The organism is Alteromonas sp. MmMcT2-5, from assembly GCF_022348315.1.
Taxonomy (GTDB): domain Bacteria; phylum Pseudomonadota; class Gammaproteobacteria; order Enterobacterales; family Alteromonadaceae; genus Alteromonas; species Alteromonas macleodii.
Window position 1 is genome coordinate 1 of record NZ_JAKRFB010000051.1, and the last position, 25,683, is coordinate 25,683.

Consider the following 25,683-nt stretch of genomic DNA (forward strand, 5'->3'; position numbering starts at 1 on the left):
TTAGCATTAGATATGGAAACGCCTAACGCAGTGCATAATAGAAAAGGCCAGCTTCGAGAGCTGGCCTAATAACTGTCAACCTATATTAGGACGACACATGTATTATACGCTTAAATTAGCCCCAAATGTCCTGCATGGAACTCCAAGTGCTCTTCAATAAATGATGCAATAAAGAAGTAACTATGATCGTAACCTTCATGCATGTTAAGCGTAAGTTGCGTATCTGACTGTTGCGCAGCATGAACAAGTGACTGAGGTTTCAGCTGCTCGTGCAAGAACTCATCTTTTGTCCCTTGCTCTACTAGCAGAGGTACACTGTGTGTTTTGCTTGCTAATAGCAACGAGGCGTCGTAATCCTGCCATGCTGCCTTGTCATCGCCTAAATATCGACCTAAGGCTTTCTCGCCCCACGGACAATCTGAAGGATTTGAGATAGGGCTAAAGGCCGATACCGATACAAACTTATTAGGATTACGCATGCCAATAACTAAAGCACCGTGTCCGCCCATTGAGTGACCGCTAATAGCGCGCTCTTTGGTTACAGGGAACTCGCTTTCAATAAGCGCTGGTAGCTCGTTCACAATATAGCTATACATTTTGTAATGCTTATCCCACGGCGCCTGCGTAGCGTCAACGTAGAAGCCTGCCCCAAGGCCAAAGTCATAAGATCCTTCTTCGTCGTCAGGAACATTCTCGCCACGGGGGGATGTATCGGGCGCAACAATAGCCATACCTAATTCCGCCGCTAGCTTCATTGCACCGGCTTTTTGCATAAAGTTCTGGTCGGTACATGTTAGCCCTGACAGCCAGTAAAGCACGGGCACTGGCTTTTCTTTCGAGGCGAAAGGGGGAAGAAAAATTGCGAAGGTCATATCGCATTGTGTTGTTTCAGCTTTATGGGTATAGCGTAAATGCCGTCCCCCGAATGCTCTATTTTCGCCAATAAGCTCCATTTCAGCTCCTTAAATACGTAAATTTGCACCTTTATTGTGGAATCAGTAAAGGCTCTATCGGATTTTAGATCAAGTTCGTTTACACTAAGCGCCTAATTTTTGAGGTAAGTACAATGGTAAAAGCACTGTTGCATCATATTGTTGGCACTATTTCGGTCATCTGCTATTTCGTCAATACGGTAGTGTGGTCAACGCCTATTTTTATATTGGCTATTTTTAAACTTATACCTATTGCGCCGTGGCGACGATTCATTTCTTATTTACTCGACGCATGCGCGACTGCGTGGATCGGCGTTAATAACCTGAATCAGCGCATCAGCGGACGCACCAAATGGCAAATAAACGGACTAGAAAAACTCACTCGAGATGATTGGTATCTCGTTGTTGCTAACCATCAATCTTGGGTCGATATCTTAGTTCTTCAACGTGTATTTAACCGAAGAATCCCATTTTTGAAATTTTTCCTCAAAAAAGAGCTTATCTATGTTCCCATTTTAGGTCTGGCTTGGTGGGCACTCGATTTTCCATTTATGCGCCGGTATTCCAAATCATTTTTGGCTAAAAACCCGCATTTGAAAGGAAAGGATATGGAAACCACGCGCCAAGCGTGTGAGAAATTTAGAAATAAGCCTGTAAGTATTATGAATTTTGTTGAAGGCACGCGCTTTACGCAAGCCAAGCACGACAAGCAGGCCTCGCCTTTCACTCATTTACTTAAGCCTAAAGCAGGCGGCATAGCATTCGTTTTGTCTGCGATGGGCGATCATTTGCATAAGCTTATTGATGTCACAATTGATTATCCGAACGGCGTACCGTCTTTCTGGGACTTCGTTAGTGGTAAGGTTCGTGATATTCGAGTGAATATCAACGTAATGCCCATCAAAGACATTATGGAAAACGGCATTTTCAGCGACAATTATTTTGATGATCCGCAAGTTCGAGCCCGTTTTCAGACGTGGTTGAATGAACGCTGGCATGCCAAAGATCAACTTTTAGATTCACTAAACGCAACACAGAAACCATTATGATTCGCGCAGTACTCGCTCCTTTTATTTTCGTATTACATACTTCACTACAAATCCTCAATCTTGCGTTGTGGGGAGGCTTAATTATCTTACTGGGCTTGGTAAAACTTATTATGCCCAACGGAAAGATAAGAACAGCATGGAATAAAGTGATGCACGGGCTAATGTTTAGCTTCGGACGGGTCAGCGTTCTCATGATACGCTTGTTCAACCGCGTCGATATTGAGTGTTCGGTACACGGCGAACTGTCAAAAGACCGTTGGTATCTGATTATTGCCAATCATTTAAGCTACCTCGACATTATTCTGCTCATTGAATTCGCAACGAACCGCATTCCTGCACCCAAATTTTTCCTTAAGAAAGAGCTTATTTGGCTGCCATTTGTCGGACTGGGTGCCTGGGCACTTGATATGCCGTTTATGCACAGATACACCCGTGCGTATTTGGAAAAGCACCCAGAGAAAAAAGGAAAGGATCTCGAAACCACCAAAGCGTATTGTGAGAAGTTTAGAACGGTGCCCACCACGGTCATTAACTTCGTAGAGGGGACTCGATTTACTTCATTGAAGCATCTGTCAAAGCAAAGTCCCTATGAAAACCTCCTGCCCCCCAAAGCCGGCGGCGTTTCCTTTACGCTCTCAGCTATGGGCGAATTATTTACCAACGTGTTAGATATCTCGCTGCTTTACCCGGAAAATAAGCGTCATCCTATGATGGCAATGCTTAGCGGTCAGATGACAAAAATCGTGATCGATGTGAACGTTACGCCGGTACCTGAATTACAACAGCATTCAGAACGCACTGAGTCTGAGTTTCGTCTTTATTTCCAAAACTGGTTGAACGGTCTATGGGAAAATAAAGACAACCGTATAAAGAAAATGTTGGAGTCGTAATTAATGGAAGTCAGTGCTTCAGTACGCGATAACTTTATTCACATAGTTAATGATATTTTCCCGAATCTTACTACTGAAGATCCGCTGTATAACGTCATCGCACTAAGTAGTATTTTAGTGGTGTCGGCGGTAATCTATATTATCGCAAGGCTATTGGTGCGCCCCCAGATAGCCAGTTGGGTATACAAATCCAATAACCTCTGGGACAACGCCTTGCAGCAGCACGGATTTTTCCGTCGCTTAATGCACCTGTTTCCTGCCCTGTTTATTTACTTAACCACACCGGTACTTATTAGCGATGAAGCCGTGATGCACGGTATGGTGATAAAGAGCGCTCAGCTATACATGCTATATAGCGGCCTTCTTGCCTTATATGCCATGTTGAGCACAGTGGAAGACGTTTATAACGCCTCAGCGCTTGCTAAACGCGCACCTATCACTGGCTTTATTCAAGTTACCAAATTGGCATTTGCTATTGTCACCATACTATTAAGTATTTCATTAATTGTAGACAGAAGCCCGCTACTTATTGTGTCTGGCTTAACCGCCATTGCCGCTGTTTTACTATTGATATTCAGAGACACCATTCTGGGCTTTGTTGCCGGCATTCAAATAGCCGCTAACCGCATGTTTAATACGGGCGACTGGATTGCCATGCCTAAGTATGAAGTAGATGGTGAAATACTCGAGATAGGCCTTACCAACGTCAAAGTACAAAACTGGGATAAAACCATTTCTACGCTGCCGACTTACAGCCTTACTACAGAAGCAGTTAAGAACTGGCGCGGTATGCAAGAGTCTGGCGGACGCAGAATTAAGCGCGCCATTTATATTGATGTGCACTCTATTAAGCTCTGTGACAACGATATGCTAGAGCGCTTTTCGAAAATTCGCTATATCAACGAATATATCGATAAGAAGAAAAATGAGCTCCGCGCTTATCACCGAGATTACTCCATTGATGAGTCGGATCTGCTAAACAGCCGTCGCCTTACCAACATCGGCACTTTTAGAGCTTATTTAGAGGCATACTTGCGCAAGCACCCGGATATAAACCAAGAACTGACCCTAATGGTTAGGCAGCTACCGCCTAATGAGCTTGGTTTACCTTTAGAAATTTACTGCTTCAGTGCACAAAAGGAATGGGTGAGGTACGAAAAAGTACAGGCGGATATTTTCGACCACGTTATGGCTATGCTGGATTTGTTCGATTTACGCGCTTATCAACGTGATGGACATTTGTCGCTGCTTGCCCATCGCGAACAAAGCGCTTATAGAAATAGTCCCGAAAGCGACAATGCGCCTGAGGATGCTCAGGAGAAGAGCGAACCTAATCGATAAGGCAGTGATGAATAAAGACTTGTTCAAGACGAAAAAAAACCGGCTAAGATAGCCGGTTTTTTTAATGCTTATCGCTTAAGCCAATGCGTAGGCCATCAGTAAGCAAAGTACTAAACCAGTAACGCCAAAAAAACCGTACTCGATTTTTTCCTGCATACCTTCAGCACCTGCTTTAGCAGTCATAAAGCCCATAACGATGCTGCTTAGCCCTAGCGTAAAGGCAATTAGCGCAACACCAAACATAATTGCATTAATCCAATCAGCCATTGTGATAACCCCTTAAAAATATTGGCGGTATTATGCACCAATAAATAAGATTTAACCATGCTTGGATTGGCTTAAATGTACCGCTATTGGTATTAATTGATCTTAGTCAAAACTACTAATTAGTTGGTAATCTCACTAAATAGTGTATTTAGCAGAGCATAAAGAAATCATCAAATATCACTAACCATTTGAAAGATATAGATATTAAATATTGGCAAGGCCATTGCTCTACCTTAGGTATAACAGCGAGTATCGTTAGCGTCTATTTGACAGTGACACTACAACGCATTGCAGTTTGCTTCGAGCACTTTCGTTAACGCGTCACACGTAAATTAAGGAATGAACAATGTCTAAGAAACTATTACTTTCAGTTGCCCTTACCAGTACTTTAATGAGCGGCCACGCATTGGCGCATGACAGCAGCTTTCAAAACAACAGTTGTGACATGGAGCTTGATGGTCATATTCAATATTACCAAGGTGATCTAACGGTACAGATGGACAATGGCTCAGTGATGACGATTGACTCCCATCACAATATGACCATTAACGGCGAACCAGTATCGCTTGACAGCGAACAACAGCGCTGGGTAAGTGAATATTACAACAACATTGATATCGCCATCCCTATGACCTTGAATATCGCCAGTGAAGGGCTGCAAATTGCCAACGTGGCAGTAACTGAAGTCTTTACTGAACTGTTAGGCGGCGATCAAATGGGTGACGATTTTCGTGAACTGTTCGACTCACTTGAAACCAAACTAAACACTTCATTCTATGATGACGCAGGGAATATTCGCGTTGATTCAACTAAATTCGATGAGCCAGGTTGGTTTGACGAAAGCTGGGAGCAAGAATTCGAAGCGCAAATTGAGTCTTTAATCAGTGAGTCTATGGGTAGAATACTTATTGCGGTAGGAACACAAATGTTGTGGGAAGGCGGTGATATGTCTGAGTTTGAGCAAAAGATGGAGCGCTGGAGTGAAGATTTAGAATATCGCTTAGAAAGCCAAGCGGCTGCGCTAGAAGAAAAAGGCGATGCATTGTGTAAGGTACTGAAGAAAGCAGATTATGCCGAAGGCAAAATGCAGGCATCCATATCGGGGCTAGATGACTTGAACCTGCTAGATATTGATCAAGGCAACCACCATGACCACAACGACGAAATGAAAATGTAGTTGGAACATTTAGCGAACTAAACGCGCAAAACGAAACGACTTGCAACGCTAGCCACTCACCTTAGAAAACCGACTGTAACCCAGTCGGTTTTTCATTTTTACAGTTAACGACAACCGCCCTTCAATTAATGTACTCTTAAGCCCTAAACAAAGGGGTATTTAATTGATGACTCAAAATGTAGTAATTAGTGGCTACGGCTGGTTAGCCAGCTATGTGGGCAAAGCACTTTCAGGCAAGGTCAATATTGTTGGCACCACTCGAAGCCAACAGAAACATCTCGCGTTAAAAGACCAAGGTATCACCGCAATTGAATATGCCCTGGGCGAAGATACATCAGCGCTTTGTAACCATTTGCCAAACGCTACCTTGTTGCTAAATATTCCCCCTGGCAGGAGAAACACAGATCTCGCGTCATACACCAACAATATGCTGCAGTTGATAGACGCAGCCATCAGCGTAAAGGTAGCGCATATCGTGTTTATCAGCACCACGTCGGTTTACGGCGATGCAACAAATGAGGTAGTGTCCGAAGTCAGCACTACACAGCCGCAAACAGCCTCGGCCAAAGCCCACGTGACTATTGAAGACTATTTATTGTCTAAACGAGGTCAGGTTGATATCAGTATTGTTCGCCTAGCCGGTTTAGTAGGCCCAGACCGTCACCCCGCCCGCTCGTTAAGTGGAAAACAGTTAGATGCAGGAAATAAGCGAATAAACCTTGTACATGTGTACGACATTGTATCTGCGCTGACGACCATCATTTGTGGCAAGCCGCTTAACGATGTTATTCACCTTTGCAGCTTGTCTCATCCTAAGCGCGGTATTTATTACGTGGATGCAGCGAAGGCGATGGATATTGATGCTCCTCGCTTTTCTGATACTAAAGCGGAACCTGCTGGCAAAGTGATTGACGCCGCACAAAGCTGGGCAAGGCTAAATATTACACCAGAGTATAGCGACCCCTATCGCATGTTTTAGGCTTTACACTTAGTGAAAATACATACTCTGACACAAACAAAAACGGCAAGCTTTAGGCTTGCCGTTTTTAAGTTGAGCTCACTGCTAGCTCACGTCATTTCTTGTAAAACCTGACTATCCGAATAGGCTCAACCCGAAGTATTTTACCGCTACCGTGTTTACAAAAATCACGAGTAAAATAAGCGGAATAAAGGTTTTCAGCGAAATATCCACGTACTTTTCAAACCAGCTGCCTTTGTAACCACTGCTGCCCTCTTCCAAAGAAGCATTGAAGTTTGCACTCTTCCAACGATAAATAACAAACAAACAAATTAGCAAGCCGTTTAAAGGCAAAATCGTGTCGTAGAACACATCGTAAATGACATCAAACAGTGATTTATCTGCGCCAGCGTAGTGCATAAACGACGTAAGCATATCAACTTTACCGAATGACAACGCACTTAGGATGGCTAGCAAAATCATAATGCTTCCTAGCGACCCAAGCGCCCATTTACGGCTTACACCTTTTTCATCCATAAGCGCCGCAACAGGTACTTCAAAAATAGACACTAGCGACGTAATTGCCGCAAAGAACACTAATAAGAAGAACAAGCTAGCGACAATCGATGCGCCCATATATCCAATCGAGTCTTGTAACGCTAGAAAGATACTAGGCAGGTAAGTAAAAATCATGCCCACTGACGATTCACTTAAATCATCAGGGTTAATGTCTGGGTTAAAAGAGAAGATGGCTGGAAGGATCATCAAACCCGCAGTGAACGCCACGGCTGTATCCGTTAACGCCACCAGCTTGGCAGCGCTCGGTACATCTGCACGCTTATCAATGTAGCTACCATAGGTTATAAGAATACCCATGCCCAACGATAGAGAGAAAAAGGCCTGCGATAGCGCACCATTCACCACTTCAGCAGTAATTTTTGAAAACTCAGGAACGATGTAGAACTCAACGCCAGCCATCGCATTTTCGCGGGTTAATACGAAGATAACGAGACCGATTAGCATCACGAATAGCGCAGGCATGAGCAGCTTTGCCGCTTTTTCTATCCCTTCTTTTACACCGCCTTGAAGGATGAGGTAGACCACACCAACAACGGCCGCCATGTATAAAAATATGGCTTCTGAGTTAATAAACAGCCCAAAGGTTTCTGGGTTAGCTAACTTGTCTAGATTTCCGCTTACTGCTTCGAACAAATAGCCGAAAAGCCACACGGTAATAACCATGTAGAAAACGGCAATCATGAATGGCGTAGCAATAGCTAGCCACCCCGCGACTTTCCATTTCTTTTCATTACCGCTTATATCACTGTATGCACCAAGCGGGTCTTTTTTAGCATGGCGACCTACTGACATTTCCGCCAGCATTACCGGTAAACAAATGGCAAAAACGAAAATAGCGTACATTAAAAGAAATGCACCACCGCCATTTTTAGCTGCACCGACAGGAAACCCTACCAAATTACCTATGCCTACCGCAGAACCTGCAGCTGCCAAAATAAAACCTATGCGCGATCCGAACTGTTCTCTGGCCCCGCTCATATCCCTTCCTCTTGTTGAGTTATTGTTATAGCAGTTCGCCGTATCACGCCTTGTGATGCACAAAAACGTCGTGTGCTCACAATTTATGGTGGTTGTCGGTACTTACTATTCGTAAGAATCAAGCCGAGCGAACTGGTATTATTTATTATCAGGATGGCGTTTGTTGTTATGACTCACGTGTGGCGTCAACGCGTTGTATTGCTACCTCTATGGGCTTATCAATACGCTGCACCATTCCCAAAAATAGCATGGTAACAGCAGTGAAATAAAAAGTCTTGATGTTGGACTTGCTGAAATGATGTTAGACCGTATCACCAAGTTACCACTTCGCCATTCCAGTCGATAAAATGACAAGCTTGGTCTCGATTAAGCGCCGAAAGGTGGTGAATGAGCTGTTTAGCGGTAAACTCAGGCGTGAACAGTTTCTTGGCGGCGACGTTCTTTTGAAAAGGCTTAGAAAGCCCCGTATCAACCGTCCCAGGGTGATAACAAACAAGCATCACGTCTTTCAATCTGCGCTTGTATTCTACCGACGCCGTTTTAACCAACATGTTGAGCGCCGCTTTCGACGCGCGGTAGCCGTACCACCCGCCAAGTCCATTATCTGAAATACTCCCTACTCTCGCGCTTAAGCAAACAAGGGTTGAGCCTTCTTTACTCATAATATTCACCAAATGCTTGAGCCACATTGCGGGAATAATGCTGTTAGTCGAAAAATAAGCCGCTAAGGCCTGCTCACTGACATCTTCCAAACGCTTCTCAGGATGAATGCCATCGCTTTCGCGGTGTAGAAAGCCTGTTGTGATAACTACCGTAGTTAACACAACCTGCTGTTCAGCCAGCTGTTCAACAAATTCGCTAATGTGCCTATCGTCCTGTTCGGCCATCTGATGATAGGTAACATCCCCATAATGATTAGTGTCAGATAAAGGGGCGCGACTAACCGCAAACACCCTAGCACCTTCACTGCTATATTGCTCAATAAGCGCAGACGCAATACCGCCCGACGCGCCCACTATAAGGACGTTATTTTTCACTGGTTTCTCCAGGTATGCAGCGATTGCACTGGCGTTTTTTACCTGTTAACAGGTATGAAATAGTGTATCTATGCTTTGCGAATACATTGTAGAAAGCATCGGCTACATGACGAATAACAGGCCAGCGAAGCGGTGCATATAGCCAACCCATGCCCACGGCTTTCCATGCTTCATGAGTGACATCAAGGCCAGTTATCAACGTCCCGTCTTCACGAAGTCCGTGAATTCTTGCATTGAGTGCATGCCAATCCATGGTTGGATAACGGTTCGAAAAATCGGGGGCCTGAATATCTACCAATGTTAATTTGTTGTGCTTGTCTCTTTTTCTTAAATGACGCATTTCAGCGATACACAACGGACAATACCCGTCATAGAAAATAATCACGACTGAATACCTCTGCCAAATTTTGAACACGTTTATACGCATTCTTACCAGTTGCAAACTGCTTGAAAGAAAGCAGCTAGCCTCACATGTTAAAACCTTTCACTCAGCTCGCACATTATTCTTATTTAATATTCGTTTATACGATAAAAAAACACGCTTGGATGACTTGTGTTGTGACCTACCCGCACCCACACTACAGACAAAGATTAAGAGAGGTTTTTACTATGGCAAATTTACAAGTCGCCACGTTGGCAGGCGGATGCTTTTGGTGTATCGAATCAGCGTTTAATAGCGTTGAAGGCGTGGAAAAAGCAATTTCTGGCTATGCTGGAGGCGAAAAGGCCGATCCAACCTATGAAGAGGTATGCAAAGGAAATACTGGCCATGCTGAAGTGGTACAAGTGACGTTTGATGCCGACAGCATTAGCTACCGAGAGATACTAGAAATTTTCTTTGCGCTGCACAACCCTACACAGCTTAACAGACAGGGCAATGATGTAGGCACACAGTATCGCAGCGCGGTTTTCTATCACGACGATACACAAAAAGCTGAAGCAGAAAAAATTATCGCAGAAATCACAGAAGAAGAGATTTGGCCCGATCCCGTAGTGACTGAAATAGTAGCAGTAAATAACTACTACGACGCCGAAGACTACCACCAAGATTACTTCAAAAATAATCCACAAAACCAATATTGCTCTATGGTGGTGGCGCCTAAACTTGCGAAGTTCAAAAAAACCTTCGCTTCTCGACTTCGCAGCGACGCATAAATAAAACAGCGATATTAAGCGCGCTATCAATAGCGTTAGCCAACAATAAAAAGGGTTGCTTAAAAGCAACCCTTTTGTTTTTCAATCTATTCGTTTTCTTATTATTCAAACCAAACGCTGTTAATTTCTAATGGAAACAATAAAGGCGCTAAGTCTTCATAACGCTTCTTATGAGCTTCGCACGTCGCGTTTTTAAGGTAGTTTTTCTCCCAAGGATCGTTAATGATCCACAAGGTATTTTCAATGGTCACTAGTCCTTCCATCGACGAATTATCCATTGTGTATTGTTCGCAACTCTGATCGCCGGCAACGTCGAAAGTAATAGGGATACGCTTTGTTGGCTTACTGCCACTCACATCAATTACCCACAGTTCATTGTCGTTTCTTGCTGCGCCAAACAAATAGGATGCGCCCGTTGAATGAGTATATAACGCCAGTCCATTGATAGGATGATTACCTGAAGTAAACGAAGGAAGTTGAAGGTTAGGCTCGCTCACTGTGGCAAAATCATTCGACGAGAAAAAGTCTTCATCAACAGCCAATGTAAAAATTCTTGGCTGTCCTGCTTTATCTTTCTCTAGCGCCAGATATAACGTGCCGTCTTCAGCCATCGTCAACCCTTCAATGCCGTCGTTAGGAAAATTACCTACTTCAAAATCGTTGGGAAACTGAAGAGGTCGCACATCCGACATTTCAACCGAGCCATTATCTTTTCGTGTCAATTTTACCAACAAGGTAGGGTAATCTGTTGACCCTGTTTCCTCGTATTTGGTTTCACAGCGAGGGCTTAACGCGCCGGTACGGGTAGCATCTTCGGTAACCGTATAAATTACGTTAGTGTCTCTGGGGTCTACGGCTAGCGCTTCTAAATCAGGTTGCTCGCTCAAATAGCTATAAAAGCAGCTTCGGCGCACGGTATTGGAAAATGAAAAGCGTTCGCTCGATGCGCTCAGCGTTGCGGTATCTGGTGAAATGCTATGAAGTTTCAACTGTTGAGTGGTATCAGCGCTAGCATCTGCGATAGTGACAAGTTGACCGTCTAGCACCACTAACCCTGAGGTTTGAGGATCAAACATAACGTTGCCTTTTTCATCAAGGATCCATTTACCCACAGTGACTTCTGTTAAGTCTTGAGGTTCAGGAGTGATAACAACGTCTTTCGGCTCGCTACAGGCGCTTATCAGTAAAGTGGTTAGCACAGCACTGGTTAAATATTTTAGCATAGTGTGAAGTCCTCTCTCCGTTTATTAAGACGAGAGCAAAAGGTAAAACTGAAAAAATTGTAAGGGAGTATATCGAGCATACCGTTTATTCACAAAAAAGAGTAAGGTTATGCGATAGACATCAGGTTTGCTGAGTACATATATGATTTGGCAACGTTAAATAGCCGTGCTGTCATCATGTTTTCAATTAATGTGCAGCATATTTAGTTAACACGCTTACGTGTATTAATATTGACGAAAATTAAAGGAGAGCGTCATTTCTACGCAGCACTTGCCCCAAGTTATTGCAGGTCCAATAGTACGAAAGGTGACATCTACAGAATGTCATATTTGGGTAGTAACCAGTAACGCCGATTCACCTACGCTAAATCTATCTGCAAATGAAGTCGTCAGCGGCAGTTGTCAACGCGAAACCGTACGCGTAGGTAAGTACGCATTTATACACTTGCTCTCTTTCACTTCGTCAGAGCCCTTCGAAGATACTGCGCGGATAGGTTACTCGCTATCATTTAGCGACGACGCTCAGCAGGCTTCATGGGAAGATGAACAACGCGGGCTTCTTTACGATGGGCAGTCTTCCTTATGTTTCCATTACACCGAGACTCCCGAGACCATATTGCACGGCTCATGCCGCAAGCCTCACTTTCACAGTGATGATGCCCTAGCACAAGTAGATGTACTCCATAAAAATGCGTTCAAAAAGCAAAATGATTTTCCCGACCTTCTGTTGATGACGGGCGATCAAATTTACGCTGATGATGTCGCAGGTCCTATGCTTAAAGCCATACATAGCGTGATTGACCGTTTAGGCCTTTATCATGAAGCACTGGAAGGAGCAGTAGTAACCAACACTAATGAACTTGCCACACATGAACATGGGTATTACGAACGAGAGCAGCTTCTTCCTCAAATTGCGACCAATACGGTACTGTCTTCAATATTCTTTGGTGCTAAGAAAAAACCGGTATTCACATCAGTAAACGCGCAAAACCATTTGATTGGCAGTGCGGAGATCATCGCTATGTATTTACTAGTGTGGTCCGACACGCTTTGGGCTGATATCAATATAGATAAAGATGGGATCCCCCCAAAATACCACGCTATTTTCGACAAAGAACACGAGGCGCTTAACGGCTTTGTAAAACAGCTACCGCAGGTACGTAGGGCGCTGGCACACATTCCTACCTATATGATCTTTGACGATCACGATGTTACCGACGACTGGAACTTAACCCGGGGCTGGGAACAAGAAGTCTATGGAAACCCTTTGTCAAAACGCATGATCGGCAATGCGCTTATCGGCTACCTGCTTTGCCAAGGCTGGGGAAATGCACCAAAAAAAGTAGCGCCATTAATTGCTAAAGTACAAGAATCAATGGGAGAAAGCGGTTTAAACTCGCACGATGAAATCATTGATGATCTTTTGGATTTTGATCAGTGGCATTATCGTTTAGATACCACACCACCTATTGAGGTTTTAGACACCCGCACGCAGCGTTGGCGCAGTGAATCTAATATGAATAAGCCCTCGGGGCTAATGGACTGGGAAGCACTGTGTGATTTTCAGCATTCTATAATTGGCAAAGAATCTGTCATCGTTGTCTCTGCCGCTCCCATTTATGGTGTAAAGGTTATCGAAGCCATTCAAAAGGTGTTTACGTTTTTTGGCAAGGCGCTTACTGTTGATGCTGAGAACTGGATGGCCCACAAAGGCACCGCGAACGTTATATTAAACATATTCAGGCATTACAAAACGCCCCCCGATTTCATCATTCTATCTGGCGATGTGCACTATTCCTTTGTATACGATGTACGCCTGCGCTTTAGGCGCAACAGCCCTCACATCACCCAGTTCACCTGCAGTGGATTAAAAAACGCCTTTCCGGATGGATTGATCAAATGGCTAGATAGATTAAACCGCGTGCTTTATCGCTCCAAATCACCCCTCAACCTTTTCACAAGACGTCGAAATATGTCAGTAAAAGCGAGAGAGCCAAGTTTGGGCTATGGCGAATTATTCAACGGTTGCGCCATTGGTGTATTAAAAATTTCACAGAAAAACACCGATGTTCAGTGCAAAGCTTTGTTGAGCAACGGTAACGAGGTAGAATTCCCAGCTTCTAAAGACGATTAGTTCAAAAGAGGTATCTAATGAGTGATAGCGCACTGTCCATCGGATTATTTTACGGCTCAACAACTTGCTATACCGAAATGGCAGCAGAAAAAATCCAAGCGCAGCTCAATAGCCTTTTCGACGAAGATATTGTTGACCTTCACAACATTAAAGACGTTAACCTAACGCGCACGGCCGAATACGACATTATCATTTTTGGTATTTCAACGTGGGACTTTGGCGAGCTGCAGGAAGATTGGGAGTCTCATTGGGAAGAAGTGCACGGTTTGGATTTATCAGGGAAAACCATCGCCTTATTCGGACTTGGCGATCAACTTGGTTACGGTGAATGGTTTCAAGATGCACTAGGCATGCTTCACGATGCAATATTGCCATCAGACTGTAAGATCGTAGGTTATTGGCCAAACGAAGGATACGAGTTTACCGCCTCAAAAGCGTTAACCGAAGACAAAACTCAGTTTGTTGGCCTGTCTCTTGACGATGAAAACCAATACGACAAAACAGACGCGCGCATCGAAGCATGGTGCGAACAGTTATTGGTCTCGATGGCTTAACGCCTATAAATTTCGGATGTCAGTGTTGGAAAGTAAAGGCCGTATTCATCAGCAGTTTTATCGCAACGGCCCAAGTCACAGGGACGGCGCTGATGTTTCATTTCAAGATATTCGCAAACTGTTTAATTTCGCTACGATCACTGTGGGTAGATGGGTAACAGCAGAAGAACAACAGATCGCTGCCAACCTCTTTTTCGATGCGCTTTACGATCTGGTCGCGATCTTAAATATCAATGAACAGGTGTTATCGTTAAACGGATCCCTGTCACTGGCTTTTGGCAGTGGCGGTCAAAAACACAGTAGTGCCCACTACAACAGTGCGAAGAGACAGCTTGCGCTAGCAAAAAATGCAGGAGCGGGAGCGCTAGCCCACGAATGGTTTCACGCTTTCGATCATTATATTGCGCCGCGCATGTTCGACGGTATTGCCGCCGGTAGCTTTGCCACACAGGCCTGGCTCGACAATGCCCCGATGAATCCTCATCCGTTAAATCAAAAATTGAGCGATTGTTTCTCGCTATTGTTCCTAAATGATCAAAAAAGACCAAATGAGTACTTTGTGCGATCCGTAGAAGCTGATCGCGTGTTAAAAATGTATTATTATGCTATGCCTCAGGAGATGGCTGCCCGCGCATTTGAAGCCTGTATTCAAGATCACGAGATCAAGAATGCATTTTTGGTGCAGGGGACAAAAAAATCAATGGAAGCTAGACTTGGCATTTATCCTCATGGTAACTTGCGTACATCACTCAATCAGGCATTGATGTTGTATTTTTACCAATTAGGTGTCGCTATTTCACATAAACAAACCTAGTTTGTTGTTTTATTACTGTGAAACTGAGCATTTTTTCAACAACAAGTGTTAATGAGCACACTGTTTTTGTACAAAACCCTGTATATTTTTGTAACAAGCAGTATACTAAAGCGCTCGAACGTAACAGAAGAAAGAAGACGAGATGAAAAGAAAGAAGCATACCTCGGCTGAAGACGAGGCTCAGATTGATATGACCCCCATGTTGGACATCGTGTTCATCATGTTGATTTTCTTCATCGTAACGACCTCGTTCGTGAAAGAGAAAGGTTTGGACGTAAACCGTCCTGAAGATAATCAAGCGAAAAACGATAAGCCTTCAAAAGCGCTTTCTATCCGTATTGATGCTGATGGCACAATTATGATGGGTGGCCGCGAAGTTGATATTCGTCGTGTGGTTGCAAACGCGCAGACATACTTAGCGGAAAACAACACGGATTCAGCTGCTATCCAGGCTCACGAAGACAGTGAGCACGGTACTGTGGTAGAAGTTATGAACCAAGTTAAAATTGCAGGTATTGATAAAGTATCTGTTTTGGTTAAAAAGAGCAGCTAAAACGCCTTTCTGACCACGCAATATAAAGAAAGCCACCTTCGGGTGGCTTTTTTCGTATAAGACCTTATACCAAAGTATCTCTTGTGCTATCGCATGAATTTTGTTCAGATCGTACCATTCGGTGTGTCTGGAAAATCCATGTTGAAAACGGAAACGTATTTGCTGAATCTAGCGTTGAACTTGATAACAGTGAAGTCAACGGCGTTGTAACGCTCAACGAAGTTAACAATTACACCGCCATCAACGGTTCGACAACAACATCTGTTGAACAGGGCAGCGTGAGTAAGGCTGACGTTAACAATATTGACTTTAATGCTATTGCTGCCGAAGTAACAGCGCAGTCTCAGGAGTTTGCGTCAATATCGGTCAATGGCACAACAACATTGTCGTGCACTGACGCTAACGATTCGGGCCAAGCGGTTACTTGTATTGACGCTAGTTGGTTCAGCGCTGCTGATAAAGGCATTGTCTACGATTTCTCAACCACCAGCTACAACATCATCAATGTGTACGGTGAATCAGTTGAGTTATTTAACACTGGCTTCTTTAATACGGCCTTTACGCAGGAAAAATTGCTGAAACCATACTTACTGATTAATAAATATACGCTTACATACGCAAATTGATATTGAACTTTAGCTCATTGAACTTTGGTATAAGTCATGTAGGGCAAGGCCTACAAGGGTGTGTAGACTATATAAAAAGCTATATAGCAGCTAGCATAAGTCGCAGGAAAGCAGCCCGACTGAACGGGATTAAAGTGGGCAAATTAGACGAATTGATAAGGTGAGTTTTATTGCTAAAGCATTAGGGCTTGCGCAGCTTACTTAAAATACTGATCAAGTTACTTACATTGAATACCGTTCCAAAAATACTGCCCACGGAAATGGCATATAACAGCCCTAAAGTTTCAGCAACAAGAAAAACCTTTCTAATAGTGTGCGTATTGCGAATAACCAAAGATCCCACTGTAAAAATAAGTGAAGACGCATAGGCAATGAAGATTATCCAGCTGTGCTCTAGCACAAACCACTCATAAGCGAGGAAGCCTAGATTCACCGCAACAAAGAAAAATAAAATGGCATTGCTTCTATGTTTAATGGCAATAAAGTTACGAACGCTGGCAAGCAGTGTTCCAATGCCTGCGGCCATGGCATCTAGCATAAAAAAATGCACGCTAAGTGCACTTAAGGCAAACGCAGAAATAAGCAAATACTTGTCTACGTTCGTTTGGCGATACCCAATAAAATTTAAAACAACGGCGATTGCGCCAAAGCCTTCTGCAACTATGTTCATTGACATAAGCTCATTAAAATTTAAGGTAGAAAGGCTGACAAAGGGCTTTGTATTCACTGGTATATTCGCCCTTTTTATCCCTAATTATCAGCTCATTTTTGATTGCATTTTTCGCGGTTAAGCTCGGCCATTCCCGATGTGCAGTAACGTTTTTAAGATTATCAATTGCGCCCTTCATTACTTTTTTAAAGTGGAACGCGCAAAGATAAGGCGATTTGTTAGATGTATGCTTTACATAAAGAATATCTGCCAGCGATAGGCCATAACCTTCAGCCGTTTCGATAACAGAGGCTTCCATCGACGCTGGGTATACGCAGTACATTTGCCCTTGTTCAGTTAACAACGTGCTGCTTGCACTAAAAAGTTCATCTGGGCCCAATGCAGTCGTTTGCCTTGCCACCGAGCGAGATTGGCTTTGCTTGCTGTACGCATTTGAAAGTGTAGCTGGCGTGTCAAAGTAAGGCGGATTAGAAATCACTAGGTCATACAAGTGGGGGGAGGTGTAGCCAGTTACATCACAGCAGTAAATAAACAGCTGTTTGGCCCATTTTGCATTTTTAAAGTTGGTAGCGGCCTGCGCTGCGGCTTGCTCATCTATTTCTATCGCGTCAATTCTGGCTGCACCATTCTCGAACGAGCTGATGTCAATTGAACTACTTTGAACGTTCTGCGCTTCACTGTTCGGTCTGCAAAAATGCGCGGCTTTTTGGGCCATCATCAATGCTAAAATGCCACTGCCGGTTCCGATATCCAAAATACGTGGAGCATGGCTGAGGTTTGCGCGAAACTGTGCCCAACTTCCTAAAATCAGACTGTCGGTGTTCACTTTCATCGCGCATTTGTCCTGTGCTACGGTGAATTGTTTACAGCGGAACATAAGGAAGTCGTATCACCTAGTGCGTTAAAAGCCGCGCATTCTATATCAAGTCGGGTTGTGCTTCACGTTAAGGTTGTGACATTTACTGTGGCGCTTATTTCCAGCGCTGCAGCGACATCATATTTCTGGCCACGTCAACGGCATGAACAGGTCGGTATTTCTTTAACGGGCCTTTCATTATGCTTTGCCATATGGGCGCCGTTTTCTGCGCTATATCTTCTAGCGTCCGCGACTCGTCGCGATTGCCTAACAATAACGAAGGGCGTACGGCAGAGGCATGGTGTAACTGAGGCATTCGCATAATCGCGTTTTCTAGCTCGCCTTTTACTCGTAAATAAAAGTTACTGCTTTTAGCATCAGCGCCTACCGATGATATCCATACAAAACTGTCCGCGCGCTGAGCTCGGGTCAGCTGTGCGGCAACATGAACATATTCAAAATCAACGCGGCGAAACGCTTGTTTAGAACCCGCTTTCTTTAACGTGGTGCCTAAGCAGCAGTACACGTGATTTACGCTAAAGTAGCCTTGATAGTCCTGTAGATTGTCGAAGTCGATAACTACAGGCTTTAGGCGATTGTGAGGGTCGTTAAACATACTGGAGGAGAGCGGTTTTCTGACTAAGCAGGTTACCTCATTGTACCGTCTATCCTGTAACAGCATATTTACAAGCGTTCGTCCCACTAAACCTGTCGCTCCTAGCACCATTGCGGATTTCATATGTCGCACCTTGTATCATAAATTAATATAACTACAATCAAACCTTCGACAGTCAAATATGCAGATAAAAATGAAAAAAGCCCTTTTAATTGGAGCCGCTATGCTCTCTACTGCTTTAAACGCTGAAACGCTCACTATTGAGCGTATTTTCTCTTCTCCTTCACTCGATGGCAACGCACCCCGTTCGTTAAAAGTATCACCTGACGGTCAACGGGTAACATTTCTTAAAGGTAAGCAAACCGACTACGAACGCCTAGATCTATGGGAATACCATATTGAAAGTGGCCAAACTCGCATGCTTTTCGACTCAAACGACCTACAAAGCGGCGAAGAAGTGCTTTCTGATGAAGAGAAAGCGCGACGCGAGCGTATGCGTTTATCTGGCAGCGGTATTGTAAGCTACCAGTGGTCGGACGATGGTAAAGCATTACTTTTCCCATTAGGTGGCGATGTGTTTTATCACAAGCTGGGCGAAAAAGGGGCGAAGCAACTTTTAGATACTGACGCTTTTGAAACTGATATTAAATTATCACCAAAAGGTAACTACATCTCTTTTATTCGCGACCAGAATCTTTATGTAAAACACATTGAATCGGGTAAAGAAACGGCAATTACCAAAGAAGGTGGCGACAACATTAAATTTGGTATGGCTGAGTTTGTGGCGCAAGAAGAAATGGGCCGCATGACTGGATACTGGTGGTCGCCAGATGAAACTAAAATTGCTTTTACCAAAGTTGATGAAAGCCCAGTAGATGTTATCACGCGTTCTGAAATCTATGCTGACGACATCAAACTTATCGAACAGAAATACCCGAAAGCGGGCACGCCAAACGTCTTGGTGGAACTTGCTATTCAAGACATCAACTCTGGCGATCGCACTTGGGTGGATTTAGGTGAAGATAAAGACATTTATTTTGCTCGCGGTAAGTGGATGCCAAACAACACCACCTTCACCTACCAATGGCAGACACGGGATCAGCAAACGTTAGAGCTGCGTGCGTTCGACCTTAACAGCAAAAAAGAAAACGTGCTGCTTACAGAAACAAGCGATACCTGGGTAAATCTGCATAACGACCTTTACTTCCTAAAAGACAAAGGCCAATTTATTTGGGCATCAGAGCGCGACGGTTTTAAACACCTTTACCTTTTCGACAATAAAGGCAAGTTGGTTAAGCAGTTAACCAAAGGTGACTGGGTTGTAGACAGTGTTGAAGCTATTGATACTGCAAACAACCGTTTGTACTTCTCTGGCCGCAAAGACACCCCACTAGAAAGCCATGTTTACAGCGTGCCTTTAGATGGCGGCGAGATTTCGCGTATCACTGAACTAGGCGCGTATCACAGCGCGGCATTTAGCAAAGATGCCTCTATCTTTATTGACCGTTTCTCAACGATTAACTCTCCTGCACAAGTTAGCCTAAATAGCGCCACCGGCGAGCGAATTACCTGGCTTGAAGAAAATAAAGTTGAAGAAGGCCACCCTCTGCACGCTTACATGGATAGCTGGACGGCACCTGAGTTTGGTGACATCACCACAAAGGATGGCGCTACCCTTAAGTATCGAATTTACACGCCTGACAGTGCCAAGCAAAACCCTAAACAGAAGCACCCTGTTATTGTTTACCTTTATGGCGGACCGCACGCACAAGTGGTAACAAACAGCTGGGCGGGTAACCGTGGTTTGCTATTCCAACACTGGGTTGATCAAGGCTATGTGGTATTTACGTTAGATAACCGCGGCTCTAATTATCGCGGTAAAGGCTTTGAAGATCCTATTTATAAAAAAATGGGCTTTATTGAAGTGGACGATCAGGTTGCTGGCGTAGAGTTCTTACGCACACTTCCTTTCGTTGATGCTGAACGTATTGGTGTTCATGGCCACAGCTATGGCGGCTACATGACGCTAATGACCATGTTCAAAGCGGGCGATTACTTCGCAGCGGGCGTGTCAGGTGCGCCGGTGACCGACTGGCGCCTATACGATACCCACTACACTGAACGCTACATGGGCAACCCAAATACAGATGATGATGCTTACACTGCGTCTTCAGTATTCCCGTACGCAAAAGATCTGAAGGGCGACCTTTTGATTTACCATGGCATGGCAGATGACAACGTGTTGTTTACCCATTCAACAATGCTCTACAAGCACCTTCAAGACTTGGCAATTCCATTTGAAACTATGGATTACCCGGGCAAGAAGCACAGCATTCGAGGCAAGCAAACGGGCATTCATTTATACAAAACTATTACTAACTTCTTTAACCGTAACTTGAAAGACTAATACGGTTAGAGCCTGGAGCATGTTGATCTCTCCTGTACATCTAAGCTCAACAAGCCCTAGAAAGAAGTAAAAAGCAAAAAGCGATGCTTATGAAGGCATCGCTTTTTTTTGGTCAGTTTAATTAACGCTTATTTTGTGCATGTTTGCGTTGTAGCGCTTTGTGCACCTGCTACTTCAAAGCATCAATCAAATATGACAAATGCAGAAACTAGCTAAACATCTGGGTTGCTAGGTTTTGCTGTACCGCCTGAGCAGACGATGCACTTAGTTCAATCTCAATAGGATCGGCTTTGCCCGACAGCCAAATTTTAAGCTCGGCGTCAGTATCAAAATGCCCTGCCGTCTCAACGATAAACTGCGTGATAGATTTATAAGGTATTGAGTGATAGTTCACTTTGCGCCCGGTAAGGCCTTGCTTATCTATAAGGATTAGGCGCTTGTTAGTGAATACACTTAAATCGCGCACTAGCTTAAACGCAGAGGTAACGGTTTCGTTAGCAGCAAGTATAGGCGTAAGCTCTTCTTGAACATCTGAAGCGCTAGTCTCGCTTGCATTCCCCATGATGGTATCAAATAAACCCATGACATTTCCTTTTAAGCAGAGGCAAGTTTAACTCGCCATTGAACTCTATGCGCCAGTGGCTTGGGTTTATCTAAAGCAAAGCCTTGACCGAAATCTACTTTAAGATCTCGTAAAACCTCGGCGGTCGCGTTATCGACCACAAACTCGGCCACGGTCTGTTTACCCATACTGTGCGCGATATTATTTATCGCAGTTACTGTAGCATGATCGATAGGATCGTGAACGATATTTCGCACAAAGGAGCCGTCGATCTTAACGTAATCAACATCTAGATTTTTAAGGTAGGTGAACGAGGACATACCTGCACCAAAATCGTCTAAGGCAAAGCTACACCCCAAATCGCGTAGTGTAGAAATGAAGTGTTTTGCAGCGCTTAAGTTAGTTACCGCTGTTGTTTCTGTAATCTCAAAACAAATTTTCTCAGCAGGTACAGAAGTACTTTGCATTCGCTTAGCAATCTTATGCAGCGCCATTTCATCACCCAATGTAATACCCGATAAATTAATCGCGACTTTGCCCACGTTATCGATGTGAGCGGGGTTACGTTCAAGGGTTTTAAGGGTGTTATCTACTACCCACATATCCACTTTGTTCATTAAACCGTGGCGTTCTGCCAACGGGATGAAAAGCCCCGGGCTTATAAGGCCACTGTCTTGTGCATTTAGACGAAGCAAAATCTCGTAATGCTGAAGTTGGGCGGCCTTTTCTTGGTTGGGCACGTTGAGCGGCATGATAGCTTGGCTATACAACTCAAACCCGTCGTTTTGTAATGCGTGATGCAAGGCATGTAACACCTGGTTTTCACTGTCATCAATGGCCATTTGCGAGTCATTATCATGAAACACAAAGTAACGGTTTCGACCCAAGTGTTTGGCTTTGTAACACGCGTTGTCAGCAGCTTTAATTAACGCTTCTGCGCTTTGTGTACTCTCGTTTATTTCGATAACGCCAATGCTTGCCCCCACAAAGAACAACTTGTCGTCATAAACAAAACGATAATTTGAAATCGCCAATAAAAGCTTGTCTAGGCGCTTGGTCACCTCATCCAAACTTTGATTGCGAAATATAATGCAGAACTCGTCTCCCCCTATTCGGGCAAGCAGATCTTGCCCATTCACGTATTGCCTAAATATGGTGGAGATTTTTTTTAACAGCTTATCGCCGGCTGGATGACCACAGCTGTCGTTTACTAATTTGAATCGATCCATATCGATAAAGCACATCACGCTTTGCTTGTGGTAAGCGCGAGTCGAATTGATGCTCGCCACTTTTTCAAAATCAACGTGGTTTAAAGCCTTGCTCTCGCCCTGCTGACCAGCCACTTTATGCGTTTCATCAAGGATCTCTCGCAGTTTTTCATCAAATGCATAGCGATTAAACAGCCCGGTTAACTGGTCATGGTTTGCTTGAAAATACACTTCTTCCTGCAGCGCCAGCTCTTTGGTTACATCACGTGCTATACCTTCAACAGCAACCAGTAGCCCTTGCTCATCGACAATGGGCGTGTCTGAAAACTCAATCGCTAACGGCTCGCCGACTTTACCTTGATAATGCACAATATAAGGCTCGGGCTTTTCGCCACGGGCAATGGTTTGGCGTATCTCAAACGTCTCGTCAGGTACTTGGCGAACGTATCTCGACTCGTTTTCACAGAAGTCTTCTGCGCTAAACCCTAAAATCTTTTCAATACCCGCGCTCACATACATAAAGTTGTGCTCGACGGTCTTGGTGTAAACAAAGTGGCGGTGCATGCCGTCAACTAAGCGGCGATACTTTTCTTCGCTACGTTTTAAATCGTGCTGGGCGCGAAAACGTTCGGTCACGTCCCTTACGGTTACCGCAATATTGTCACCAGCTTTTACCACCTGAACTTTTATCCATTGAGGCGCAATTTTATCACTATGAATGGCAAGGTGAGCTTCATAAGGCACGCCAAGTTCAGCAACGTTTTTGGCGTTTTTAAATTCACTGCTTAAACCTAAATAACGCGTTTGCTCGGCTAAGCTCATAGACCGCAATACATCGCATGCACCGCGAAATAGGTAGCGACTGTATGAGTTTGCTTCTACTAGAGAAAAGTCGTCATCTGTTGGCTGATAAATAAGAAGCGCATCAAGGGAGGCTTCGCTAGCGGTGAGGTAACGCTGCTGACTTAAAGACAAATTAACCGCACCTTTAAGCTGCTTGTGCAGCACATAGCTCACTAGCGCTGACATCAACAGTCCAATCACAATAATTAACAAGCCAGCGTTATATGGGCTTAGCTGAGACTGCATGGAAAGGTAAAAATCGCGTTCTAAAAAACTGAACGGCAAAAGCGACACAATGGTGCCATCGTTGACTAACTCACCACTTTGAAAAAGCGTTGCACTGTCGGCGTTAAGCTTAAAGTTAAACTGTGGGCCTACTAACTCGCCTAACATCACGGTTAATATGGTTTGTACGTCGAACCCCGCCACCAGAAATCCGTGCTCAGGCTCTTGAGGGCTTATGGCCCTGCCCACAACGATAAAGTGATGTTGAGCAGCATCTGAATACAAAAGCGTGCTTTCCAAATCCTCGGACAAACGCGATATGTTTAAGCCCAACGCGTCCATAGGATGGCCAATGAGGCTGTTGTCTATACGGGTTTTGATACCGGAAGATGGCGTTGCCACCCACGCTATCTCACCGTTAGCATCGACAAACACCAATGATGAAAAGCCTCGCTGCATGCCCATCAATGACAGGGCTTGCGCATTAAACCAGTCAACTTGGTTTGGCTCAAAGGTAGGCCAGTTTCGCATTAGGTTGTGCAGCGCTTGAATACGTTCGCTTGAGAAAACTTCAAGACTAATTTTTACCTGCTCTGCAACCGACTGCGCTTTAGAAATACGTGCTGCGCGTTCATCGTTTTGGATAAAAACACCAGCTGAAACAAATAAAAAGGTGAGAAAAAGAAACAAAACCGTAGGTAAGGCGTAAATACGATGGTTGTGTTTGCTTAACATGTGCCTGTCTCCGGTAACTTGCGCCGGTATACTAAAGAAGGTTTATGAAATAAATATGAATTGCCTTATGGGTATAGGCTCTGGCGTTATCTAATAGTATCTGGCACTGTAAGGCTTCCGATTTCCTTTTAGTGCGTAAAGGCTCTTGTCGGCGCTACCCCATAAAATAACCAAAATGAAAAGAGCGTTACTTAATGAGTATTTCCCCAAATTTCGAAGACATTAAACAAGCCTATGAACGTATAAAAGGCGACGTAAAGAAAACGCCGATTGTTGAATCTTCGTTGCTCAACAAATGGATGGGCAACCGCATTCTGTTTAAAGCGGAGTGCTTACAGACCATCGGGGCATTCAAAATTCGCGGCGCCATGAATTTTTTAGCCCGGTTGAAAGAGGAAGGTCGTTTACCGAAGCATGTGGTCGCCAATAGTTCTGGAAATCATGCTCAGGCAGTAGCCTATGCAGCGTCTCACTTTGGTATTAAAGCCACTATTTTCGCGAGCGAGACCATTTCGCCGATTAAAGCTGCTGCTACGCAAAGCTATGGTGCTGAATTAAAACTATTTCCTACCCGTCCAGAAGCAGATGCGGCTGTCGAGCAAGCGTCAAAAGCATCAGACACGGTCTGGATACCGCCGTTTAACCACAAAGATATCGTGGCAGGACAAGGCACGGCAACGTTAGAAGCGCTTAACGAAATTGGTGAGGTGGATGCTGTCTTTGCGCCGTGTGGTGGCGGAGGGTTATTGTCGGGCGCATTACTGGCAACTCGCGCACTACAGCCAAATGCATTGGTCATTGGCGCTGAGCCCGCCGAAGCGAATGATGCCTCTATGTCGTTGCAAGCTGGTGAGATCATTGCTTTAGACTATGCTCCAAATACCTTGGCAGACGGTGCTGCCACGCCTTCTGTTGGCGATATAACGTTTCCTATACTGCAAGAAATAGATGATTTCTACGAAGTGGATGAGCTGCAAATTGCTTATTGGACCCAATGGCTACATCATTTACTAAAGCTTCATATTGAGCCTACGTGCGCGATGACCATGGCTGCAGTAGCGGCTTGGGCTGCCAACACTCCACCTGGGCAAACCGCTCTTGTTATATTGAGTGGCGGCAACATTAGCCAGTCGAGTATGGCTAAAATTTGGGAGAGAGATTTTTTGCTGCAGCCTCCCATTCTTGACCTTGATGACGAAGACGAATTTGAAGACACCGAGAGTGTCGAGGCATAGCGTTGCGTTAGTGCGTAGCTATTGAAACTTGAGCAGCTCGGTATAAAAACTAAAAAAAC

24 protein-coding genes are annotated in these 25,683 nt (G+C 44.3%); 13 read left to right on the plus strand and 11 right to left on the minus strand.

Going from position 1 to position 25,683, the window contains the following annotated elements; translation table 11 throughout:
• Nucleotides 1-110 precede the first annotated feature (110 nt).
• Nucleotides 111-953 carry an S-formylglutathione hydrolase gene (fghA, locus tag MHN09_RS17175; protein WP_049588737.1) on the minus strand — a complete coding sequence of 281 codons (843 nt, stop codon included), beginning with the start codon at nucleotides 951-953 and terminating at the stop codon, nucleotides 111-113.
• 113 nt (nucleotides 954-1,066) lie between these two features.
• Here fghA and MHN09_RS17180 point away from each other — a divergent pair, with 113 nt between their 5' ends.
• Genes MHN09_RS17180 through MHN09_RS17190 form a run of 3 tightly spaced genes read left to right on the plus strand, consistent with a single transcriptional unit; the run spans nucleotide 1,067 to nucleotide 4,212 of the window.
• Complete coding sequence (locus MHN09_RS17180; RefSeq protein ID WP_039231212.1) at nucleotides 1,067-1,981, plus strand: acyltransferase; 915 nt, start codon at nucleotides 1,067-1,069, stop codon at nucleotides 1,979-1,981.
• Nucleotides 1,978-2,871, plus strand: a complete 894-nt coding sequence (locus tag MHN09_RS17185) for an acyltransferase (protein ID WP_014950733.1) — start codon at nucleotides 1,978-1,980, stop codon at nucleotides 2,869-2,871. The genes MHN09_RS17180 and MHN09_RS17185 overlap by 4 nt, the downstream gene beginning before the upstream one ends.
• 3 nt (nucleotides 2,872-2,874) lie before the next feature.
• The gene (locus MHN09_RS17190; RefSeq protein ID WP_014950734.1) at nucleotides 2,875-4,212 is read left to right on the plus strand and encodes a mechanosensitive ion channel domain-containing protein; all 1,338 of its coding nucleotides are present in this window, start codon (nucleotides 2,875-2,877) and stop codon (nucleotides 4,210-4,212) included.
• 75 nt (nucleotides 4,213-4,287) lie between these two features.
• Here MHN09_RS17190 and MHN09_RS17195 read toward each other — a convergent pair whose 3' ends face one another.
• Nucleotides 4,288-4,479, minus strand: a complete 192-nt coding sequence (locus tag MHN09_RS17195) for a hypothetical protein (RefSeq protein WP_014950735.1) — start codon at nucleotides 4,477-4,479, stop codon at nucleotides 4,288-4,290.
• Between the two features lie 346 nt (nucleotides 4,480-4,825).
• On the opposite strand from MHN09_RS17195, the gene MHN09_RS17200 reads away from it, so the two are divergent.
• Together MHN09_RS17200 and MHN09_RS17205 are read left to right on the plus strand one after the other, a co-directional pair.
• Nucleotides 4,826-5,656: a DUF2884 family protein gene (locus tag MHN09_RS17200; RefSeq protein ID WP_239241577.1), complete on the plus strand. Its 831-nt coding sequence runs from the start codon at nucleotides 4,826-4,828 to the stop codon at nucleotides 5,654-5,656.
• Between the two features lie 166 nt (nucleotides 5,657-5,822).
• Nucleotides 5,823-6,635 (plus strand): NAD-dependent epimerase/dehydratase family protein, encoded by an 813-nt coding sequence (locus MHN09_RS17205; RefSeq protein WP_239241579.1) that lies wholly within the window; start codon nucleotides 5,823-5,825, stop codon nucleotides 6,633-6,635.
• Nucleotides 6,636-6,749: 114 nt separating this feature from the next.
• Here the strand turns inward: MHN09_RS17205 and MHN09_RS17210 are convergent, their stop codons facing one another.
• The 3 genes from MHN09_RS17210 to MHN09_RS17220 all read right to left on the minus strand — a co-directional run bounded on the left by MHN09_RS17210 (nucleotide 6,750) and on the right by MHN09_RS17220 (nucleotide 9,593).
• A complete protein-coding gene (locus MHN09_RS17210; protein WP_014950738.1) occupies nucleotides 6,750-8,171 on the minus strand; it encodes a sodium-dependent transporter in 1,422 nt (473 codons plus the stop codon).
• Nucleotides 8,172-8,482: 311 nt separating this feature from the next.
• On the minus strand, nucleotides 8,483-9,208 hold the full coding sequence (locus MHN09_RS17215; protein WP_239241581.1) for an SDR family NAD(P)-dependent oxidoreductase: 726 nt from the start codon (nucleotides 9,206-9,208) through the stop codon (nucleotides 8,483-8,485).
• The gene (locus MHN09_RS17220; RefSeq protein WP_239241583.1) at nucleotides 9,198-9,593 is read right to left on the minus strand and encodes a DUF393 domain-containing protein; all 396 of its coding nucleotides are present in this window, start codon (nucleotides 9,591-9,593) and stop codon (nucleotides 9,198-9,200) included. Before MHN09_RS17220 ends, MHN09_RS17215 begins: the two co-directional genes overlap by 11 nt.
• A gap of 224 nt (nucleotides 9,594-9,817) precedes the next feature.
• On the opposite strand from MHN09_RS17220, the gene msrA reads away from it, so the two are divergent.
• Nucleotides 9,818-10,363: a peptide-methionine (S)-S-oxide reductase MsrA gene (gene msrA, locus MHN09_RS17225; RefSeq protein ID WP_014950741.1), complete on the plus strand. Its 546-nt coding sequence runs from the start codon at nucleotides 9,818-9,820 to the stop codon at nucleotides 10,361-10,363.
• A 101-nt stretch (nucleotides 10,364-10,464) separates the two neighbouring features.
• On the opposite strand, the gene MHN09_RS17230 is transcribed toward msrA, so the two are convergent.
• Nucleotides 10,465-11,586, minus strand: a complete 1,122-nt coding sequence (locus tag MHN09_RS17230) for a hypothetical protein (protein WP_039231220.1) — start codon at nucleotides 11,584-11,586, stop codon at nucleotides 10,465-10,467.
• Nucleotides 11,587-11,857: 271 nt separating this feature from the next.
• On the opposite strand from MHN09_RS17230, the gene MHN09_RS17235 reads away from it, so the two are divergent.
• From MHN09_RS17235 to MHN09_RS17255, 5 genes are all read left to right on the plus strand, one after another.
• A complete protein-coding gene (locus tag MHN09_RS17235; protein WP_239241585.1) occupies nucleotides 11,858-13,720 on the plus strand; it encodes an alkaline phosphatase family protein in 1,863 nt (620 codons plus the stop codon).
• A 17-nt stretch (nucleotides 13,721-13,737) separates the two neighbouring features.
• Nucleotides 13,738-14,274 carry a flavodoxin FldB gene (gene fldB / locus MHN09_RS17240; protein WP_061095887.1) on the plus strand — a complete coding sequence of 179 codons (537 nt, stop codon included), beginning with the start codon at nucleotides 13,738-13,740 and terminating at the stop codon, nucleotides 14,272-14,274.
• A 25-nt stretch (nucleotides 14,275-14,299) separates the two neighbouring features.
• Nucleotides 14,300-15,088: a CLCA_X family protein gene (locus MHN09_RS17245; RefSeq protein ID WP_081099449.1), complete on the plus strand. Its 789-nt coding sequence runs from the start codon at nucleotides 14,300-14,302 to the stop codon at nucleotides 15,086-15,088.
• Between the two features lie 142 nt (nucleotides 15,089-15,230).
• Nucleotides 15,231-15,641, plus strand: a complete 411-nt coding sequence (locus MHN09_RS17250; RefSeq protein ID WP_049588728.1) for a biopolymer transporter ExbD — start codon at nucleotides 15,231-15,233, stop codon at nucleotides 15,639-15,641.
• Nucleotides 15,642-15,724: 83 nt separating this feature from the next.
• Complete coding sequence (locus tag MHN09_RS17255) at nucleotides 15,725-16,267, plus strand: collagen-binding domain-containing protein (protein ID WP_239241587.1); 543 nt, start codon at nucleotides 15,725-15,727, stop codon at nucleotides 16,265-16,267.
• A 181-nt stretch (nucleotides 16,268-16,448) separates the two neighbouring features.
• Here MHN09_RS17255 and MHN09_RS17260 read toward each other — a convergent pair whose 3' ends face one another.
• The 3 genes from MHN09_RS17260 to MHN09_RS17270 all read right to left on the minus strand — a co-directional run bounded on the left by MHN09_RS17260 (nucleotide 16,449) and on the right by MHN09_RS17270 (nucleotide 18,532).
• Nucleotides 16,449-16,937, minus strand: a complete 489-nt coding sequence (locus MHN09_RS17260) for a YgjV family protein (RefSeq protein WP_014977436.1) — start codon at nucleotides 16,935-16,937, stop codon at nucleotides 16,449-16,451.
• Between the two features lie 13 nt (nucleotides 16,938-16,950).
• The gene (locus MHN09_RS17265; RefSeq protein ID WP_239241589.1) at nucleotides 16,951-17,769 is read right to left on the minus strand and encodes a methyltransferase; all 819 of its coding nucleotides are present in this window, start codon (nucleotides 17,767-17,769) and stop codon (nucleotides 16,951-16,953) included.
• 139 nt (nucleotides 17,770-17,908) lie between these two features.
• Nucleotides 17,909-18,532, minus strand: coding sequence for an NAD(P)H-binding protein (locus MHN09_RS17270; protein WP_239241591.1), 624 nt, complete (start codon nucleotides 18,530-18,532; stop codon nucleotides 17,909-17,911).
• A gap of 70 nt (nucleotides 18,533-18,602) precedes the next feature.
• On the opposite strand from MHN09_RS17270, the gene MHN09_RS17275 reads away from it, so the two are divergent.
• Complete coding sequence (locus MHN09_RS17275) at nucleotides 18,603-20,816, plus strand: S9 family peptidase (RefSeq protein ID WP_075177904.1); 2,214 nt, start codon at nucleotides 18,603-18,605, stop codon at nucleotides 20,814-20,816.
• Nucleotides 20,817-21,024: 208 nt separating this feature from the next.
• On the opposite strand, the gene MHN09_RS17280 is transcribed toward MHN09_RS17275, so the two are convergent.
• Both MHN09_RS17280 and MHN09_RS17285 read right to left on the minus strand, forming a co-directional pair.
• Nucleotides 21,025-21,399 (minus strand): PH domain-containing protein, encoded by a 375-nt coding sequence (locus MHN09_RS17280; RefSeq protein WP_014950757.1) that lies wholly within the window; start codon nucleotides 21,397-21,399, stop codon nucleotides 21,025-21,027.
• An 11-nt stretch (nucleotides 21,400-21,410) separates the two neighbouring features.
• Nucleotides 21,411-24,389, minus strand: coding sequence for a bifunctional diguanylate cyclase/phosphodiesterase (locus tag MHN09_RS17285; protein WP_239241593.1), 2,979 nt, complete (start codon nucleotides 24,387-24,389; stop codon nucleotides 21,411-21,413).
• Between the two features lie 194 nt (nucleotides 24,390-24,583).
• Here MHN09_RS17285 and MHN09_RS17290 point away from each other — a divergent pair, with 194 nt between their 5' ends.
• Nucleotides 24,584-25,624 (plus strand): serine/threonine dehydratase, encoded by a 1,041-nt coding sequence (locus MHN09_RS17290; protein ID WP_239241595.1) that lies wholly within the window; start codon nucleotides 24,584-24,586, stop codon nucleotides 25,622-25,624.
• Nucleotides 25,625-25,683: the final 59 nt, after the last annotated feature.